General features: G+C 69.0%; 17 protein-coding genes. 5 read left to right on the top strand and 12 right to left on the bottom strand.

The genetic code is table 11. The features are described from left to right. Positions 1-1,551: 1,551 nt before the first annotated feature. The 9 genes from AB0368_RS18250 to rpmH all read right to left on the bottom strand — a co-directional run bounded on the left by AB0368_RS18250 (position 1,552) and on the right by rpmH (position 8,744). The gene (locus AB0368_RS18250) at positions 1,552-2,601 is read right to left on the bottom strand and encodes a ParB/RepB/Spo0J family partition protein (protein ID WP_366155040.1); all 1,050 of its coding nucleotides are present in this window, start codon (positions 2,599-2,601) and stop codon (positions 1,552-1,554) included. Then, complete coding sequence (locus AB0368_RS18255) at positions 2,598-3,647, bottom strand: AAA family ATPase (protein ID WP_366155041.1); 1,050 nt, start codon at positions 3,645-3,647, stop codon at positions 2,598-2,600. Before AB0368_RS18255 ends, AB0368_RS18250 begins: the two co-directional genes overlap by 4 nt. A 1,509-nt stretch (positions 3,648-5,156) precedes the next feature. Beyond that, complete coding sequence (gene rsmG / locus AB0368_RS18260) at positions 5,157-5,912, bottom strand: 16S rRNA (guanine(527)-N(7))-methyltransferase RsmG (RefSeq protein ID WP_366155042.1); 756 nt, start codon at positions 5,910-5,912, stop codon at positions 5,157-5,159. Continuing rightward, on the bottom strand, positions 5,857-6,120 hold the full coding sequence (locus AB0368_RS18265; protein ID WP_366155043.1) for a hypothetical protein: 264 nt from the start codon (positions 6,118-6,120) through the stop codon (positions 5,857-5,859). Before AB0368_RS18265 ends, rsmG begins: the two co-directional genes overlap by 56 nt. Before the next feature lie 106 nt (positions 6,121-6,226). Further along, entirely contained in the window at positions 6,227-6,787 is a 561-nt protein-coding gene (locus AB0368_RS18270) for a R3H domain-containing nucleic acid-binding protein (protein WP_366155044.1), read from the bottom strand. Between the two features lie 147 nt (positions 6,788-6,934). Beyond that, the gene (gene yidC, locus AB0368_RS18275; RefSeq protein ID WP_366155046.1) at positions 6,935-7,960 is read right to left on the bottom strand and encodes a membrane protein insertase YidC; all 1,026 of its coding nucleotides are present in this window, start codon (positions 7,958-7,960) and stop codon (positions 6,935-6,937) included. 1 nt (position 7,961) lies between these two features. Beyond that, positions 7,962-8,219, bottom strand: coding sequence for a membrane protein insertion efficiency factor YidD (gene yidD, locus AB0368_RS18280; protein WP_366155048.1), 258 nt, complete (start codon positions 8,217-8,219; stop codon positions 7,962-7,964). Beyond that, a complete protein-coding gene (gene rnpA / locus AB0368_RS18285) occupies positions 8,216-8,572 on the bottom strand; it encodes a ribonuclease P protein component (protein ID WP_366155050.1) in 357 nt (118 codons plus the stop codon). Before rnpA ends, yidD begins: the two co-directional genes overlap by 4 nt. A gap of 34 nt (positions 8,573-8,606) precedes the next feature. Beyond that, positions 8,607-8,744, bottom strand: coding sequence for a 50S ribosomal protein L34 (gene rpmH, locus AB0368_RS18290; protein WP_106128710.1), 138 nt, complete (start codon positions 8,742-8,744; stop codon positions 8,607-8,609). Positions 8,745-9,331: 587 nt separating this feature from the next. On the opposite strand from rpmH, the gene dnaA reads away from it, so the two are divergent. Further along, the gene (gene dnaA, locus AB0368_RS18295) at positions 9,332-11,140 is read left to right on the top strand and encodes a chromosomal replication initiator protein DnaA (RefSeq protein WP_366155051.1); all 1,809 of its coding nucleotides are present in this window, start codon (positions 9,332-9,334) and stop codon (positions 11,138-11,140) included. A 218-nt stretch (positions 11,141-11,358) separates the two neighbouring features. Here dnaA and AB0368_RS18300 read toward each other — a convergent pair whose 3' ends face one another. Both AB0368_RS18300 and AB0368_RS18305 read right to left on the bottom strand, forming a co-directional pair. Next, positions 11,359-11,733, bottom strand: coding sequence for a hypothetical protein (locus AB0368_RS18300; protein WP_366155052.1), 375 nt, complete (start codon positions 11,731-11,733; stop codon positions 11,359-11,361). Positions 11,734-11,976: 243 nt separating this feature from the next. Beyond that, complete coding sequence (locus AB0368_RS18305) at positions 11,977-12,381, bottom strand: hypothetical protein (RefSeq protein ID WP_366155053.1); 405 nt, start codon at positions 12,379-12,381, stop codon at positions 11,977-11,979. A gap of 1,503 nt (positions 12,382-13,884) precedes the next feature. On the opposite strand from AB0368_RS18305, the gene dnaN reads away from it, so the two are divergent. Genes dnaN through AB0368_RS18325 form a run of 4 tightly spaced genes read left to right on the top strand, consistent with a single transcriptional unit; the run spans position 13,885 to position 17,601 of the window. Next, positions 13,885-15,018 (top strand): DNA polymerase III subunit beta, encoded by a 1,134-nt coding sequence (dnaN, locus tag AB0368_RS18310; protein ID WP_366155054.1) that lies wholly within the window; start codon positions 13,885-13,887, stop codon positions 15,016-15,018. Between the two features lie 35 nt (positions 15,019-15,053). Next, on the top strand, positions 15,054-15,926 hold the full coding sequence (gene gnd, locus AB0368_RS18315) for a phosphogluconate dehydrogenase (NAD(+)-dependent, decarboxylating) (RefSeq protein ID WP_366155055.1): 873 nt from the start codon (positions 15,054-15,056) through the stop codon (positions 15,924-15,926). Between the two features lie 3 nt (positions 15,927-15,929). Continuing rightward, positions 15,930-17,057, top strand: a complete 1,128-nt coding sequence (recF, locus tag AB0368_RS18320; RefSeq protein ID WP_366155056.1) for a DNA replication/repair protein RecF — start codon at positions 15,930-15,932, stop codon at positions 17,055-17,057. After that, entirely contained in the window at positions 17,050-17,601 is a 552-nt protein-coding gene (locus tag AB0368_RS18325) for a DciA family protein (protein WP_366155057.1), read from the top strand. The genes recF and AB0368_RS18325 overlap by 8 nt, the downstream gene beginning before the upstream one ends. Here the strand turns inward: AB0368_RS18325 and AB0368_RS18330 are convergent. Next, positions 17,598-18,164 carry a hypothetical protein gene (locus AB0368_RS18330; RefSeq protein WP_366155058.1) on the bottom strand — a complete coding sequence of 189 codons (567 nt, stop codon included), beginning with the start codon at positions 18,162-18,164 and terminating at the stop codon, positions 17,598-17,600. The genes AB0368_RS18325 and AB0368_RS18330 overlap by 4 nt on opposite strands. Positions 18,165-18,250 lie beyond the last annotated feature (86 nt).

Raw genomic sequence — 18,250 nt, forward strand, 5'->3', positions numbered from 1 at the left:
GCGGGCTCCGGGCTCCGGGCTCCGGGCTCCGGGCTCCGGGCTCCGGGCTCCGGGCTCCGGGCTCCGGGCTCCGGGCTCCGGGCTCCGGGCTCCGGGCTCCGGGGAATGGTGACATCGGTTTCACGTGAAACAGCAAGGCGACTTCGCTCTCGTTCTTTCGGCGAGTGGTCTTCCCAAAGTTGCCGCACATCGCGACGGGGAAGCGCCTCCCGTCAACGCCATGCGGGGCCGGCTTGATCCACTCAGTCAGCCCGGGCCTCCCTGCCCTCAGCCGGCGGCGACATTCATAGGCCACACGAAGCATGCTCCTAGCCACGTCTGTCAGGTCTGCAGCCAAGAGAGCGGGAGCGGCCCATGGCCGGCCTCGTGGGCATCGGCCCGCCATCCGTTCCACGTGGAACGGCAGCTATCTCTTAGCGGGCGGTCCGGCATCGCTTGCTCCGATGGGAGATCGGCTTACGAGGCTAGCCGCAGCCGCATGTCACCAGAGGCGAAAGCCGGCGGCCGCGCGACCCCACTAGAGCCCTGGAAGGCTGAGTCACTGTGTAGAACACGGCAGCACAGCACCGGCCGCCGATAGTGGTGGCCAGCATGCTCTGCCCTCAGAGCACCCATGGATTCCGAAGGAGGCATCAAGCCGAGGCGGTAGTGCCGTTCGCGCCGAAGCCGCAAGGCTCGGCGTCGCCGACACCCTCGGCATGCACGTCGGAGCTGAGCTATGAGAGCCGGGCAACACATCAGGGCGAAGTCGTCTTGCTACGGGCACGCCAGCCAGCTCCAAGGGCACCCGCCGGCAACCGACTATGCCGACGAGCGGAAGCTGGCGGCTAGCACGACCACCCCCGCCGCCAACTGGCGGCGCAGGGCCCTCGACGAGATCGGGCTATAGCTTCACAGCCCACTGGGGTCATACATCCGCGAGGCCGATGGCGTCCGCCGCCTCTGCGGACGGGGCGAGTCTGCCTACGTACTTCCAGCGCCACCACGCGATGAGATCGAGAACCGATCGCTGTCGCGGGGATGCGCTCGAGCGGGACGGCCCGCCCGACCGCCCGGGCGGCAGCAGCAGCAGCAGCAGCAGCAGCAGCAGCTTCGAGGAATCAACGAGTCACCTGGGAAGCAGGCTGGCGCCTAGTCAGGAACCGTCCGGCATCACGGTATTTCTTCGGGACGCCGCGGCGTGATGCAGCGAAGCGAGATCGGAGAGGTCGCAAGGTCACGGGGACGACTCCCACATGGAGCGGAAGACGATCAACTTTCATGTTAGTCGTCGGGTCGCCCGCTCCCGCCGAGTCCGAAACGGAAAAACGGCGAAATCGGGCGTTCGATTTGGGGGCAACCGGCAAACCGGGCTGATTCAAAATCCCAGGAGAATCGTTCTGACAGAACCGGAGCTGGCCCGCGAAACGGTCCCGCAAGGCAAGATCAGACAACCACTCGCCGCCGGACATGAAGAAGGCACGTGATCCGCCAGTCTCACGTGCCTGTCCGTCATCGTGCATGCCGCCCGCCACGCGGCACCCGGTCAACCCGCGGGCCGACCGGAACGGCTCACTCTGAAGACCCCGCGCCTTCGTCCTCTACGCCGATCATCCCCACTATCCGCTCAAGGTCATCAACCGTCGCGAACTCGATCGTGATCTTGCCCTTGTTCCGGCCGATGTCGACCTTGACGCGTGTGTCGAACCGATCCGACAGTCGCTCGGCCAGATCATTCAATGCCGGCGCGTGGACCTTCGGCCGTCGGGCCGGGGCCGACTTCTTCGCCGGGCCGTCCGCGATGGCGAGGGACACCAGCTCTTCTGTTGCCCGTACCGAAAGACCCTCGGCCACGATCCGAAGTGCGAGCTGCTCTTGGGCGTCGCCGTCCTCGAGGCCGAGCAGCGCCCGCGCGTGACCCGCCGACAGAACGCCGGCCGCTACTCGGCGCTGGACCGGTGCCGGCAGGTTGAGAAGCCTGATGGTGTTCGAGATCTGCGGGCGGCTGCGGCCGATCCGCCGCGCCAGCTCCTCGTGCGTCGCGCCGAACTCCTCCAGCAACTGCTGGTAGGCGGCCGCCTCTTCCAGGGGGTTGAGGTTGGCGCGGTGGATGTTCTCGAGCAGCGCGTCTCGGAGCATGGCGTCGTCGCGGGTTTCGCGGACGATCGCCGGGATGGTTTCCTTGCCGACTGCCTGAGCGGCACGCCAGCGGCGCTCACCCATGACGAGTTCGTAGTTACCATCGCCGATGTCACGGACGACGATCGGTTGGAGGAAGCCGACCTCCTGGATCGAGGTCTTGAGTTCCTCCAATGCCTCCTCGTCGAAGACGTGACGCGGCTGCTTCGGGTTGGGGACGATCGCCGTGACGGGAAGCTCGGCGAAGCGCGCACCCGGTACGGGCGCGAGGCCCTCGTCGACCGGCTCGCTCGGGGCCGGCTCTGGGGGAGTGGCGGCCTCAGGCTCGGGCCTCGGGGGCTCCGCCGGGGCCGAGAATTGGGCAGGCGCCGGCGCGGCGACCGGAGGCGGTGGCTCGTCAGCGACCGCGGCACCGGCCGTCGGCGCTGTGGGGATCAGGGCCCCCAGGCCGCGGCCGAGGCCACCCCGTGGACGGTTCTTCATGCCGTGCCTCCCGTGTTGACGCCGCGCATAGCGAGTTCCAGTGCCGCCTCGAAGTAGCTCGTAGCGCCCCGCGAACCCGGATCGTAGGTCATCACGGACTGGCCGTAGCTGGGTGCCTCCGACACTCGTACGTTGCGGGGAATCACCGCCTCGAGCACCTTGGCGCCGAAGTGATTGCGGACGTCCTGCTCGACCGCGTCCGCGAGACGGGTACGGCGGTCGTACATGGTCAGCAAGATTGTGGAGACGTCGAGCGTGGGATTGAGGTGCTGCCGTACCAGGTTGATGTTGTTGATCAGCTGGTTCAGGCCCTCCAGCGCGTAGTACTCGCACTGGATCGGGATCAGGACCTCCTGCGCCGCGCAGAGGGCGTTGACCGTCAGCAGGCCGAGCGACGGCGGGCAGTCGATGAACACGTAGTCGAACTTCTCGGGGTGCGCCTGGATCGCCCGCGCGAGGCGGGATTCGCGCGCGACGACGGAGACGAGCTCGATCTCCGCGCCGGCGAGGTCGATCGTCGCCGGTACGCAGAACAGGTTGGGAATGCCCTCCACGGGCTGCGCCACCTCGGCGAGGGGCACGTTGTCGATCAGGCAGTCGTACACGTCGGGCACGCCGGCGTGGTGGGGCACGTTCAGTCCCGTTGACGCGTTGCCCTGCGGGTCCAGGTCGACGACGAGGACTCGGTTGCCGTGCAGCGCGAGGGCCACCGCGAGGTTCACGGTCGTGGTCGTCTTTCCCACGCCGCCCTTCTGGTTTGCCACGCAAAGGACCCGCGGATGGTCGGGCCGGGGCATGGTGATCTCGCCGCTCGGATTGAGGATCTGCACAGCTCGCAACGCTTCCATGGCCAGGGGCGGATCGTCCTCATCCCGGGTCGGCGTTTCACGTGAAACATGCTCGCCTGAGGTCGCGCCGTCCGGCGTCGGCTCCGCCGACACGGCCACGGACGGGCCCGACGCGGGCGGCGCGGAGGTGGGGGGAGCAGAAACCGGGGGCGCCGGGGTGGGCTGGGCTGCGTAGTCCCCGCCATGCTGCGTGCTCATACCAGAAGACGGTACGGGCGCAGAGCCCGCCGCGGACGCGCCGGGTGGGGAAGATCGCGGAGCCGCCGACGGTACGGGTGAAGCCCCCGACCCGGACCCGTCGGGCGGAGCGGATCTCGGGGCCGCCGACGGTACGGAGGCAGACCCCGCCACCGGCGCAGCCGACGGTTCCGTTCGAGGCGCCGGAGCGAGGCGCCGGGAATCGGCCGACGCGACGTCAGGGTTCACCGGCGTTCCGTACACCTGCCCACCGTTTCCGGCACGTGGCTGAGGCACGCCCTGCTCCCCACTGTTGAAGCTCACACTCAAGCTCACACTCCGATCGGAGCCGGCGTATGGATCGGTTTCACGTGAAACCTCGTCCCAGCCGGGGTCGCCATCAGGGCCCCTGCCATGCTCATGCACCGTTTTATCCCTGCCTGGTTGGATTGAGTCGGCACCGCGAGCGTGCGGTCCGGCAGGAAACGGCGGTGCATTCATGCCCGCCGTCCGGTCCACACTATCGACGCGCGGCCAGCCTACGGCCGTCGGGCGAGCGTTGCCACGGTTGTCCGCCTGATGAGTCCAGACCGTCAGGATTGGGGACGCCTCGAAGACCATGAATCCGGGTAGGAGGCGGAGCCTACCGCCGTACATCCGGAAGGAACCAGGCCAACCGAGTCCGGAAGCCGACCGCCGAGCGGGTGAAACGACGGGCTCGCGAGGGGGAACGGGTCCCGACCGCGGAGCGGGCGCGATGGACGAGTCCGGCGGTGAAGCCCTCCGGTGAAGATGCGCTGGGGCGGCGGGTGGAGTGGCCGACGCGACGCGGGGTGGGTCGGGAATGGCGGCCGCGGCGGAGGTTCGAGCTGGCAGCGGCCAAGTAGCACCGGCAGGCGACTTGGCGATGGAATTGATCTCCACGCCAGTAGGTGACTCAGCATCACTCGACGACTCGGGGGCGGAGTCCGACCCAGCACCGGGACGCGGCTTGGCGCCGGAAGCAGCCGCAAGGCAATACACCAACTCAGCACCAGCAGGCGACCCAATCACGCTGGCCGTCGCAACGGGACCCGTCGGAACCGCAGCCGTCGCAACGGCAGCCCTCGCAACAGCAGGCGTTGTAACAGCAGGCGCCGTAACAGCAACCGCCGCAACCGCAGGCGCCGTAACAGCAGCCGTCGCAACCGCAGGCGACGCAACAACAGACGGCGCAACAGACGACGCAGCTACGGACGACCCGGCCAAAGCCGACGACGCAGAAGCAACTGAATCGCCGTCCACACCATGTGGCGCAATGATGGGAGAAGGCGCCGCAACGACCCCTGAAGGCTCCGCAGCCACGACAGCCGCCGCCGCGCGGGACGCCGCACCGGACGACGGCGGTGCAACGGACCCAACCGATGCCGCTTCAGGCGCGCCGCCCCGCGACCCGGTCGACCCGACCCCGACCCGCGATGGCGAAGGAGCAGGCCCAGGCGCGGGTCGTGGGAGTTTCCCGGTACGTTTCCGCGCGCCCCGCCTGGCCATCTATCTCCTCCGCGATCTCCTGTTCCCGGAACCGCGCCCGCCGGCGTCGCCGGCGGACCGGCCCGGGGCGGCCGCCCGCTTGGACGGCCTCGGCCGTGATGCCACCACGTCGCGTTCCCGCACGATCTCCACAACCGTGGACGGCGGGTCGATGAGACCAACCCCGCAGAGCCGGACGATCGGCTCGCCACCACCGAGACGGGCAATCGCCTGGTGGTGCTCCGCCACCTCGTCCTCCGCCGAAGCGCCCTTGAGCGCTACGAGACGGCCGCCGACGGCGGTGAGGGGCAGGCACCATCCGGCGAGCCGGTCCAGCGGCGCCACAGCGCGGGCGGTGACGACATCGGCGGGGGCGGGGGGTCCACCGGCGAGATCTTCCGCTCGTCCCCGTACGACCGTGACGGTCGCGTCGAGGCCGAGCGCTGTCACCGCTTCGGACAGGAAAGCGGTACGTCGTGCCAGCGGCTCGACCAGGGTGATCGTTAAATCAGGCCGGGCCACTGCCAGCACGATACCGGGCAAACCGGCACCAGACCCCACGTCAGTCACCGAAGCGCCGATAGGGATCATTTCGGCCATAACGCCACAGTTAATCAGGTGACGTTCCCACAGCCGGGGCGCCTCCCGGGGACCGATCAACCCGCGCACCACGCCGTCCGTGGCCAACAGCTCGGCGTACCGTCCGGCCAAGGCCAGACGGTCACCGAAGACCGCTTCCGCGGCAGCACGATGCTCCGCCGGCAACGAAGCGGGCACCGAAGCCGGCGAAGCACGCCTGGAAGCCGGGGAAGCCGGCGAAGCACGCCTGGAAGCCGGGGAAGCCGGCGAGGTAGGCGAAGCCGGCAAGGAACCAGGCGACGAAGCGGAAGTAGACGCCGACGAAGAACCCGGCAACGACTCGGGAAGCGAACCCGGCGGGGGAGAAGAAGAGGCCGACGAACAGCCCAACGGCAAAGCAGAACAACCAGAAGACGAGAAAGAACCAGCCGAGGGAGACGAAAGCGGCCCGGGCACCCCAGCACCCGAGCCGCCGCCCCCCACGCCGAAGCGGGGTTCACTCATAACCGAAATCAGTCCGCCGGCCGCACGACAATACGACGGTTCGGCTCCACGCCCTCGGACTCGCTCTCCACCCCGGACATCGCATTCACCACGTCATGAACGCACTTCCGCTCGAACGCGGACATCGGCTCCAGCCGCACGGCATCCCCGTGCTCCTTGACCTTCTCCACGGCATTTCGGGCCACCGCCGTCAGCTCCTTGCGGCGGCTGGCGCGGTATCCGCCGATGTCGAGCAGCAGCCGGCTGGGCGAGCCGGTCGCGCGGAAGATCGCCAGGCGGGTCAGCTCCTGCAGCGCCTCCAGCGTGGCGCCGCGCTGGCCGACGAGCGGCTGGAGGCGGCCGCCGACGACCTCGACCATCGGGCGGCCCGCCGACACGAGCTCGTCGATGTCGCCGTCGTAGTCGAGGATGTCGAGCAGCCCCTCCACGTAGTCGGCGGCGATCTCGCTCTGCCGGAACAGGTCGGAGTCGGAGGCCACGCTCTCCGACTTCTTGGTCTCCTCCGTACCGGTCGACTCCGCGGTGGCGGCGGTCGTCTCCTCGGTGCTGGGAGTGCTGGTGTCGGTCACGGTCTCATCTCCGTACTCTCGGGCCGGACCCGCTCGGTCCGCTGTTTCCCGTACCGGCGGCGTCCGTTCGCCGGTCCGGGGAGGTCTTTGTCGCCGCCCTGGCGAGGGCCGCGCGCGGCCCGGACGACGGTCCGGGCCGCTGCTGCGTCATCCCTTGGGCTTGTTCGCCGGTCTGGCGCCCTTCTTGGGGTTGACCGGTTTCGCGCCGGGCTTCGGGGCGAGGGCCTTGGTGTCGACGACCGGGGTCTGCGCCTCGGGCTCCGCCTGCTTGCGGCCGAACAGGCCACGGTTGGCGGGCTGCACCGGGTTCTTCGAGCCGTTCTTGGCGGCGCCACCGGCTGCCGGGCGGGCCGTCGAGCCGCCGGATCGGCCGGCCATCTGCGGCGGCGGGAACTTGCGGAGCACCCACTGCTGCTGGGCCAGGCTGAACATGTTGTTCGTGACCCAGTAGATGACCACGCCGATGGGGAACAGCGAGCCGGATACGAGCAGCGACAGCGGGATGCCGTACAGCATCAGGCGCTGGATCATCTTCTGCTGCGGGTCCTCGGCCCAGCCGGTCTTGAGGATCATCTGGCGGCTGGTGAGGTACGTGGTCGCCATCATCGTGAGGACCAGGATGCCGGCGATGATCTTCACCGTGACGCCGCTGTGGGCGCCGAGCTGGGTCAGCTCGGCGGGCGTCGAGCCGAACTTGGCCGGCAGCGGGGTGGTGAACAGCGCGGAGTGGGTCGCGTCCCGGAACTGATCGGCGGTCCAGCCGTACAGCGTGGGCCGCGGGTTCTCCGGGTTGAGCCGGCGCAGCACGTGGAACAGGCCGAGGAAGACGGGGATCTGCAGGAACATCGGGAGGCAGCCCATCAGCGGGTTGGCCTTCTCGACCTTGTAGAGCTCCATCATTTCCTTCTGGAGCGTCTCCCGGTCACCCTTGTGCTTCTCCTGCAGCTCCTTGACCTTGGGCTGCAATGCCTGCATGGCCCGCTGGGACTTGATCTGCTTCACGAAGACCGGGAACAGGATGACGCGCAGCGTCACCACCAGGAAGACGATCGAAAGGATCCAGGCCCAGTTGGTGCCGAGCACCCGGCCCTCGGGGATGCCGATGGTGTCCCAGAGGGCATGCCAGCGCAGGAGGATCCACGAAATGCCGTAGTAGATCCAGTCGAGACTCAATTCATGCTCCAGTCACATCGGCAGGACGGTGACGGATCGGATCGGGCACCGGGTCGAACCCGCCAGGGTGGAAAGGGTGGCAGCGCAGCAGCCGCCAGATCGCCAAGCCGGTCCCGTGGAGCGCGCCGTGCTTGGCGAGCGCCTCTTGGGCGTACGCGCTGCACGAGGGGTAGAACCGACAGCGGGCCGGCAGAGCCGGGCTCACATAACGACGGTACGCGACGATCGCCGCGGTCAGCAGGCGGGCAAGCGGTGTCATCGCCGCCTCCGCGGTGCGCGCGCAGCGGCGAGAGCCGCGTCGAGATCCGTGCCGAGCTTCTCGAACGATGCGGTCGCGGCGGCGGGGAGTGCCCGGACCACCAGCGACGCGCCCGGCGGGAGCGAGTCCAGCCGCGGACGCACCAGGTGGCGCAGCCGGCGGCGGACCTTGTTGCGGACGACCGCGTTGCCCACCGCCTTGGACACGACAAAGCCGGCGCGCGCCTCAGAGGCTTGCGCCGGCTCATCGACGAGCAGGTGGACCACCACGGTGCCGCGACCGGCTCGGCGGCCGCCGCGGACCGCTGCGGCGAAGTCGGTGCTACGCCGCAGTCGTTGCGCAGCGGCCAGCACGACTACCTGGCATCCGACCCCGGCAGGCGTCGGCTCAGGCCGACAGCTTGCCGCGGCCCTTGGTGCGGCGGGAGGAAAGGATGGCGCGGCCGGCCCGGGTGCGCATGCGCAGCCGGAAACCGTGGGTCTTGGCGCGCCGGCGGTTGTTCGGCTGATAGGTGCGCTTGCTCACGTCAGAACTCCGTCTTCGTACTACGTCCAGGGGGCATCGGCTGCAAGACGCCACTTTAGCAGAGCGCGGCGGAGCAACCGCTCGACCCTACGCAGGGGTGCAGCGGTGGTCAACTATCCGCGGGGCGGCACGCCGAGGTGGGGTACGGTTCGTCACTCACGCCGGTCGTCCCGCGTACGGAATGAATCTTTTCGTGCCAGGTGCGCCCGCGGTGGGTACCGGCAGTTGATGCGGACACGGCCGCGCTGTTAGCGTGCCCGTTTGCTGGTCTTCAGCGCTGTTCGCACACCGCCCCCGCCGGGACCCGAGAGGAACCGACAGGGCGGTGAATCGTTCGGCACGGTGAGCCTGTTTTCCCGCGCCAGCACAGGCTCCGGGAAGTCTGCCGACCAACCGGCCGGGTAGCGACCACCGAACAGTGCACAGGTTGTGGATAACCTGTGGACAGCCGGTGGCGCCGTGCATGTTCAGCACGTTGAATGTGCTGGGTTGGGGGGAGCCGGTCCGTCGCCCGTACGGGTGACGGCAGGCAAGGGCGGAAGCCGGACAAGGCCACCGGGAACGGTGGTGATGGGGGTGGCGCGGCGGTGGCCGACACGGTCGACCTTGGCGGGGTCTGGGCTGCGGCGACGGACGAGCTGGCGGACGAGATCGCGTCCGCGCAGCAGCGTGCGTACCTGCGGCTGACCCGCCTGCGCGCCATAGTTGAGGACACAGCGCTGCTCTCCGTCCCGGACACGTACACCCGGGATGTGATCGAGTCCCGCCTGCGCCTGGCGATAACCGAGGCGCTCTCCCGCCGGCTGGGCCGCCCGATCCAGGTCGCTGTGACGGTCCGCCCGCCCGAGGACGGCTCCGGCCGCCCGGGCACGGTGTACGGCAGCCCGCCGCCCGAGCCGTCGACGCAGCCACCTGCGCATTACGCGGACGCCCCGCCCCCGGCGTACCCGGATCGTTATCCACAGCCCACCGCGTACACGGAGACTTACGAGCCGACCGATGCGCCGACCGGGTCGGCGCAGGCGCCGTTTCCTCGCAGCGTGCCGGCGGCGCGCGACAGCCAGGACGCGCTCTTCCCGGAGCCGGTCAAAGCCTCCGTGACGGAGGAAAAGAAGCCGAAGGCGGAGCCGCCGCGCCAGCTCCCGCACTTCCCGGAGAACCCGAACGAGGCGGCCGGCCACCGCATGGCCACCGAGCCGTCCCAGCTCCGCGACAACCAGCGCCGCCCCGACGACCGCCCGACGCTGATCGGCCAGGACCGCCGCGACGACACGCTGCAGATGCGCCACGGCGGTGACAACGGCCCGGGCCGTACCCCGGTCGACATGCGCGGCGCCCAGTCCGGGGCGCGCCCGGGCGGCAACGACGGCAACCGTCTCAACCCGAAGTACATGTTCGAGACGTTCGTCATCGGCTCCTCGAACCGCTTCGCCCACGCGGCGGCAGTCGCGGTCGCGGAGTCCCCGGCGAAGGCCTACAACCCGCTGTTCATCTACGGCAGCTCCGGCCTCGGCAAGACCCACCTGCTGCACGCGATCGGCCACTATGCGACGACCCTCGGTCACGCCCGCAGCGTGCGCTACGTCTCCACCGAGGAATTCACCAACGACTTCATCAACAGCCTGCGCGACGACAAGACCCAGGCCTTCCAGCGCCGCTACCGCGACGTCGACATCCTCCTGATCGACGACATCCAGTTCCTGGAGAACCGCGAGCGCACGCAGGAGGAGTTCTTCCACACCTTCAATACCCTCCACAACGCCAACAAGCAGATCGTGATCAGCTCGGACCGCTCCCCGCGCCAGCTGGCCACCCTCGAAGACCGCATGCGCACCCGCTTCGAATGGGGCCTGCTGGCCGACATCCAGCCCCCGGACCTCGAGACCCGCATCGCGATCCTGCAGAAAAAGGCCGCCCAGGAGCGCATGTACGCCCCGGACGACGTCCTCGAATTCATCGCCAGCCGAGTTTCCAACTCCATCCGAGAGCTCGAGGGCGCCCTCATCCGGGTGACGGCATTCGCCAGCCTCACCCGCAGCACGGTCCAGCTGTCACTCGCCGAGGAAGTCCTCCGCGACTTCATGCCCGACGGCGCCGGCCCGGAGATCACCGCCGACCAGATCATGGTCTCGACCGCGGACTACTTCGGCGTGAGCCTCGAGGACCTGAGAGGCCACTCCCGCTCCCGAGTCCTGGTCAACGCCCGCCAGGTCGCCATGTACCTCTGCCGAGAACTGACAGACCTGTCCCTGCCCCGCATCGGCCAAGCCTTCGGCGGCCGCGACCACACCACGGTCATGCACGCGGACCGCAAAATCCGCCAGCACATGGCCGAGCGCCGGTCGCTTTACAACCAGATCGCCGAACTGACCAACCGCATCAAACAAAACACCTGACTTCGACGGTACGGCCACACACCGTCCCAACCGCAACACCGTGGCCGGACACCTCACGGCGCCCCAGGCCGTTCTCCCCAGACCCACCAGAGGGGACCCGCGGCGTTTCTGCACCGCGAACGCGGCAGCATCCATCCAGCTGTGCCGGGCTTTTTCGCTTACCCACGACGGCGGAAACAACCGTCACTGGGCAAGGCATCACCGGGGGCGATGCGCGCTCAGTTGATGCGATCGTTCCTGCGCCGGTCTCGCAGCACCAAGAGGATGTACTCGACGACCAGGGTCAGGACGGTCAACACCACCGCGACGAAGAGCGCCAGCCGCGAGCTCGCCTGAAGCCAAACGACGCTCGCTGACGGGGAGTCGAAATCGGCCGCCCACCGCTGCACAGCGCCGCCCGCGCAGGACGAAGAGCATGAGCCGTCAGCCTGGGAACCGGCCCCGATCAGCCCGAGGATGAGACCAAGGGTGCAAGCGAACGGTGCCAGCAGCGCGAACCACAGCCGGAACCGGCGGGTGCCGGCCCACCACGACAGCATCCAGATCGCCAGCACCAACCCCGGCAGGATCCAGTCGATCAGCTTCGGTTCCACGATCCCTCTCGTCCGTTGCCGGCTTGCGGGCCGCCACGCTATCGGGTCGGCGCTCGCCCGCCGGCGGTCTCGACGTGCGCATCGACCCGTCGGACGCCATCGCAGTCACGTCTACGGGGAGTGACTCAAACCTGTGCGGACTTCGCGCTGCCTCGGCGGTGGTCAACAAGTGGTGCTGGTTGTCGGCTCTGGCGCCAAGTGCCTGTTAGATCTTGATGGCTCGAACGTGATCCGGCTACACGGTCATCCGAGGCATCGCACGGATACCGCAAAGTGGACTCGTTGCTGTCCGTCGAGGGCCTGATGGACGGCTTCCACCTCAACCCGGCGCTGATCCTGTCGCACTGGTTCGTCGGAGGTCCCGACCAGGCAACTCGGAAAGTTCAAGTCGTCGGCTATGACGTTGTAGAAGGTCTGGTCGCCCTCAGGATCCTGCGGTTTGCCGTCCTCTTCGAAGGCGATGAGCCGGGTCTCTTGATTCGACCACGACACCGTGCCGGTAAGCCGCTCGGCCGAAACGGTGTGGGGATAGCGCAAATGCCACGTGAGCAGCCCACCCACGAGGACGCCCACGATGAGCAGCCCCACGCAGGTTGAAAGTCGGCGCGTCGGAGTGACGAACGCCCCGGTCGCGGAGAACTTCGGCATGCGCGCACCCTAACGCCTCACGGATCTTGACCGAGAGGCGTCAACGCGTGAGCAAGACGCGCTTGCGGAGCAACTGGAAGCCCACGCCCACGCCCACGCCGACGCCGACGCCGAGCAAATGAAACCGACCACCCAACCAGCCCCGGCCCCAGGTCCCGACCCCAGGGCCCCCGACCCAATGGCCCAGGGCCCCCGACCCCAAGGGCCTCAGGCCCCCCAGCCTCAGGCCCCCCGGACTCAGGCCACCCGGACTCAGGCCACCCGGACTCAGGCCACCCGGACTCAGGCCACCCGGACTCAGGCCACCCGGACTCAGGCCACCCGGGCTCAGGCCACCCGGGCTCAGGCCACCCGGGCTCAGGCCCCCATCCTCAGGCCCCCGGACTCAGGCCCCCAGCCCAAGATCCCCGGTCCCCGGTCCCCGGCTGTCTCACGCGTAACGCTGGCACCGGGGCCCGGACCAGGAACCAGGACCGCGGACCCGACCAGCACTCCACAGATCCAACGCCGCCGGAACACCGAATCAGCCCTTCGGCCCGCGCAGCGCCCCCACAGACGCACGCCGCCCGACCATCCGACCGGTCCTCAGCCCGAGCAAGCCCTCCACAGATCCGCGCCGCCCGACCCCGCTCATCCACATGATCGGTTTGTCAACGTCGCGACGAGACCGTTTCGTGCCAACGTTATCCACACCAATCCACAGGACTTCACAGGCTTCATCCCCAAGCGGTGGACAACTCCAGCGACCTCTCCCCACAGATGTGGAGAACTCCTGGGGAAATCGATGTGGACAGACACTCAACGTCACGGCTGTCCCCACACCCTGTGGACGGGTGTGGATTTCCTGTTGAAGGTTCTGGGGACGACGAGCCGGTAGCGTCCCGGCGTTATCCCCAGGCCGGGGGACAAACCCCGTGGATAGCCGGTGGACAACCGGTGGACAACGGTGGACAACCGGCCTCGCGTCGGCGACTGTGGACGCGGACCCCGGTTTATACCCCGGTTGCCCACATGTGAATCACCGGTGGATAACCTGCTGACCTGCGGATACGGGAGTTCTCCACAGTGTGCACAGGACCGATGATTACGACTGATATCTCTCTCGGAAAATCTAAAAGGCAATCACCAGCGTTGGGGAAGGTGTGGACGAGCCGCTCGCGGCCCGATCCACCCCTGAACCGAAGCACCGGGGCAACCGGGGGCCGGGCGGACGAGACACCTACCCGCGCCATAGAGTTCAGTGGGCTCATCAGCACATCCGAGCTCAAGCTGGTGCGCACTCAGGCCGGTCCGACCTCAGCCAGGGCGTACTGAAGGTGGTCCGTACTGAAGTGGTCGGCACTGAGGCTGGTCTGCACTAAGACCGGTCGGTACTGAACCTGGTCGCACTAGAGACTGAACCTGGTCCGTACTAGAAGCTCTGGTGCGCACTGGAGCTGGTCCGTACTGAAGCTGATTCGTTCGCAAGCTGATCGTCGAGGAAAGTGACGCGGAGGGCATGGCATGAAGTTCCGGGTGGAGCGAGACGCACTCGCCGACGCCGTGGCGTGGACGGCCAAGAGCCTGCCCAGCCGCCCGTCGGTGCCGGTCCTTGCCGGCGTCATGCTGCGGGTGACCGACGGCAGGCTGCACGTCTCAGGGTTCGACTACGAGGTCTCCAGCCAGGTGAGCGTGGAGGTGCAGGCCGACGCGGACGGCGCAGCGCTCGTCTCCGGCCGCCTGCTGGCCGAGATCACCAAGGCGCTGCCGGCCAAGCCGGTGGACATCGCCGCCGTCGGCTCGCACCTTGAGCTTGTCTGCGGCAGCGCCCGGTTCACCCTTCCGGTGATGCCGGTGGAGGACTACCCGACGCTGCCGGAGATGCCCTCGAGCGCCGGCACGGTCGACGCGCAGGCCTTCGCGGTCGCGGTGGCCCAGGTGGCCGTCGCCGCGGGGCGTGACGAGACACTGCCGATGATGACCGGCGTACGCATCGAGCTGAACGGCTCGACGATGGCGATGCTGGCCACCGACCGCTACCGCCTCGCCATGCGCGAGCTGGAGTGGAACCCGGACGACCCGGATATCAGCCTCAACGCGCTGGTGCCGGCGAAGACCCTCAACGACACCGCGAAGGCGCTGGGCCCCATCGGCGGCTCGGTCACGCTCGCGCTCGCCCAGGGCAACGCCGGCGAGGGCATGATCGGCTTCGCCGGCGGCACCCGCCGTACGACGAGCCGGCTGCTAGACGGCGCCAACTACCCGCCGGTCCGGTCTCTCTTCCCGGCCAGCCACAACGCGGAGGCCCGGATCACCGTCTCGGCGTTGGTCGAGGTCGTCCGGCGCGTGGCCCTGGTCGCCGAGCGCACCACCCCGGTGCTGCTCTCCTTCGGCGAGGACGGCCTCGTGGTGGAGGCCGGGGGCACCGAGGAGGCCCGGGCCAGCGAGGCCATGGAGGCCACCTTCACCGGCGAGCCGCTGACCATCGGTTTCAACCCGCAGTATCTGATCGACGGCCTCCAGAACCTCGGTGCCCCCACCGCGGTTCTGTCGTTCGTCGACGCCTTCAAGCCCGCTGTGATCTCCCCCGCAGGCGAAGACGGCGAAATCGTGCCCGGATACCGCTATCTGATCATGCCTATCCGGGTAACCCGCTGATACTGGGCTAAGAGACACACACCTAGGGGGACATCATGCAGCTCGGCCTTATCGGTCTAGGCCGGATGGGCGGCAACATGCGCGACCGCCTGCGCGCCGCCGGCCAGGAGGTCGTCGGCTACGACCACCACAAGGAGACCACCGACGTCGCCAGCCTCGCCGAGCTGGCCGAGAAGCTGGCGGCCCCGCGGGTGGTCTGGACGATGGTCCCAGCCGGCCAGATCACCGAGAACACGATCGATGAGCTCGCCGAGCTGCTCTCCGAGGGCGACATCATCATCGACGGCGGCAACTCCAAGTTCACCGACGACGGGCCCCGCGCCGAGCGGCTCAAGGCCAAGGGCATTCACTACCTCGACGTCGGCGTCTCCGGTGGCATCTGGGGCAACACGAACGGGTACGCCCTGATGGTCGGCGGCGACGCCGAGATCGTGGCGCACTGCCAGCCGATCTTCGACGCGCTCAAGCCTGCGGGCCAGTTCGGCTTCGCGCACGCCGGCCCGCACGGCGCCGGCCACTACTCCAAGATGGTCCACAACGGCATCGAGTACGGCCTCATGCACGCGTACGCAGAGGGCTACGAGATCCTCAAGGCCTCCGAGCTGGTCGAGAACGTCCCCGAGGTCATCAAGAGCTGGCGCGAGGGCTCGGTCGTCAAGTCCTGGCTGCTCGACCTGCTGGACCGCGCGCTCGACGAGGACCCGGAGCTGGCCAACCTGAAGGGTTACGCCGAGGACACCGGCGAGGGCCGCTGGACCGTCGACGAGGCCGTGCGCCTCGCTGTGCCGGCCAACGTCATCGCCGCCTCGCTCTTCGCGCGCTTCGCCTCCCGCCAGGAGGACTCGCCGGCGATGAAGGCCGTCGCCGCGCTGCGCAACCAGTTCGGCGGCCACGCCGTCAAGCGCTGATCCATGCACGTGCGCCGGGTCGAGCTGACCGATTTCCGCTCGTACGAGCGGGTGGCGGTCGACCTCGACCCGGGCGTCGCGGTGCTCGTGGGCCAGAACGGCATGGGCAAGACCAATCTGGTCGAAGCCCTGGGGTACGTGGCCACTCTGGACAGTCACCGGGTGGCCACCGACGCCCCGCTGGTCCGCGCCGGCGCGACGTCCGCGGTGATCCGGTGCGAGATCGTCCACGATGGACGCGAGCTGCTGGTCGAGCTGGAGATCGTGCCCGGCAAGGCGAACCGGGCCCGGCTCAACAGGTCACCCGTACGCCGGTCGCGCGAGATCCTCGGCGCCCTGCGCATGGTGCTCTTCGCGCCGGAGGATCTCGAGCTCGTCCGCGGTGACCCGTCGGAGCGCCGGCGTTACCTGGACGACCTGCTCGTCGCCCGGCAGCCGCGCTACGCCGGGGTGCGCGCCGACTATGACCGCGTGGTCAAACAACGCAACGCTCTTTTGCGTACGGCGTACCTCACGCGCAAGGTCGGTGGCACGCGAGGGCAGGATCTGTCGACGCTCGCGGTGTGGGACCAGCACCTCGCCCACCACGGCGCCGAGCTGCTGGCCGGCCGGATCGAGCTGGTCGCGGCCCTGGCCCCGCACCTCATGAAGGCTTATGACGCGGTGGCGGCCGGGCGGTCGTCCGCCTCCATCGCGTACGCGTCACGCCTCGGCGACGGCCTGGCACCGGACCGCCCGGCGCTGGAAGAGGCCCTGCTCACCTCGCTGGCGGAGCGCCGTCAGGCGGAGACCGAGCGCGGGGTCACCCTGGTCGGCCCGCACCGCGACGACCTCACGCTGGCGTTGGGAGACCTCCCGGCAAAGGGGTACGCGAGCCACGGCGAGTCCTGGTCGTTCGCCCTGGCGCTGCGGCTGGCGGCGTACGACCTGCTCCGCACCGACGGCATCGAGCCGGTCCTGATCCTCGACGACGTGTTCGCCGAGCTCGACGCCGGCCGTCGCGAGCGCCTCGCGGCCCTGGTCTCGGACGCCGCCCAGTTGCTGGTGACCTGCGCGGTGGCGGAAGATGTCCCGGCGGCCCTGCAGGGGGCCCGCTACGACGTCGGAGCTGGAACGGTGATCCGTGCCTGAGGAACCCGCCGAAAAGGGTGCAGCGGCCGCCTCAGGGCCCGAGCAGGCGGGTCCGCAGCTGGCCCGCGCGGTGCTCGACGCGGCGCTGGCGAAACGGCGGGCGGCCCAGCAGGCGCGTCCCCGCCGTACCGGAAGCTCCGAGGGCGATGGCAAACGCCTGCGCGGCTATTCCGGTCCGGGCCCGGACCCCCGCGATCCGCAGCTCTTCGGCGCGGTCCTCGAACGGATCATGAAGCAGCGCGGCTGGCAGAAGCCGGCCGCGGAGGCGATGGTCTTCGGCGCCTGGGAGAAGGTCGTCGGGTCCGACATCGCCAAGCACAGCAATCCGGTCAAGCTGGAGGGCGGCGTGCTGACCGTCGAGGCGGAGTCGACGGCCTGGGCCACGCAGCTGCGCCTGCTCGCCGCGACGCTGCTGCGCAACATCGCCAAAGAGGTCGGCCACAACGTCGTGACCAGGCTCAACATCCACGGCCCGGCGGCACCGTCGTGGAACCGCGGCCCGCGCCGCGTCCAGGGACGCGGCCCGCGGGACACTTACGGCTAATAGTCCGCGAAGACGGCATAACCCCGGTCGGCGCAGCGGCGGTAGAAGCCGGCCAAAATCGCTAATTCGGTACGCGCGAAGCTCCAGTGCGGCGCGTTGCCCGCCTCGTCGCGCAGCGCCGCCAACCGCTGGTCCAGCCACCGCAGCTGCTGTTCGGCGAGCCGCCCCGCCGCTACCGCCGCCCGCATGACCTCGGCGACGCTGTCGAAGGTGACCAGGTCGCCGAAGGGCTGGTGGCCCTCGACGAACCGCTCCAGCCCGCCCGCGATCCACGCGCAACCGTCTGGGTCGATGACCGGGTCCTCGTCCTCGGCCGCGGCGTCCGTGGCGTACAGGACGCCCTCCAGCCCCAGCAGCAGATCCACGAGCTCGGTGTACGCGGTCGCGCGTACCGTTCCCGTCTTGGCGATGTGCAGCGCAAGAGCTCCCGTGGGCGCGGCGATGTCCGGCGCGTCGGCGACGGCGCCGAAGTCCACGAATTCCGCGGGGGCGACCGGGTCGTAGAACCGGTTCGTCCGCGGCCAGTGCACGGCGACGTTGTCCAGCCCCTTGTCGTGCGCCATGGGGCTCCCACCTCTCCTCGACGCCGGCTGCCGACCGCCCGGCGGGGTGTCGCTACGCCGGGGTGCGGGCCGTCCGGCCACGCTGC

This window comes from Actinoplanes sp. NPDC051475 (assembly GCF_040689425.1).
GTDB lineage: Bacteria > Actinomycetota > Actinomycetes > Mycobacteriales > Micromonosporaceae > Actinoplanes.

Bases quoted from the DNA above. Each gene is read 5' to 3' on its own strand.
- AB0368_RS18250 (WP_366155040.1), bottom strand. From the start codon at position 2,601: ATGAAGAACCGTCCACGGGGTGGCCTCGGCCGCGGCCTGGGGGCCCTG.
- AB0368_RS18255 (WP_366155041.1), bottom strand. From the start codon at position 3,647: ATGAGCACGCAGCATGGCGGGGACTACGCAGCCCAGCCCACCCCGGCG.
- yidD (WP_366155048.1), bottom strand. From the start codon at position 8,219: ATGACACCGCTTGCCCGCCTGCTGACCGCGGCGATCGTCGCGTACCGT.
- AB0368_RS18305 (WP_366155053.1), bottom strand. From the start codon at position 12,381: ATGCCGAAGTTCTCCGCGACCGGGGCGTTCGTCACTCCGACGCGCCGA.
- dnaN (WP_366155054.1), top strand. From the start codon at position 13,885: ATGAAGTTCCGGGTGGAGCGAGACGCACTCGCCGACGCCGTGGCGTGG.
- gnd (WP_366155055.1), top strand. From the start codon at position 15,054: ATGCAGCTCGGCCTTATCGGTCTAGGCCGGATGGGCGGCAACATGCGC.
- recF (WP_366155056.1), top strand. From the start codon at position 15,930: ATGCACGTGCGCCGGGTCGAGCTGACCGATTTCCGCTCGTACGAGCGG.
- AB0368_RS18330 (WP_366155058.1), bottom strand. From the start codon at position 18,164: ATGGCGCACGACAAGGGGCTGGACAACGTCGCCGTGCACTGGCCGCGG.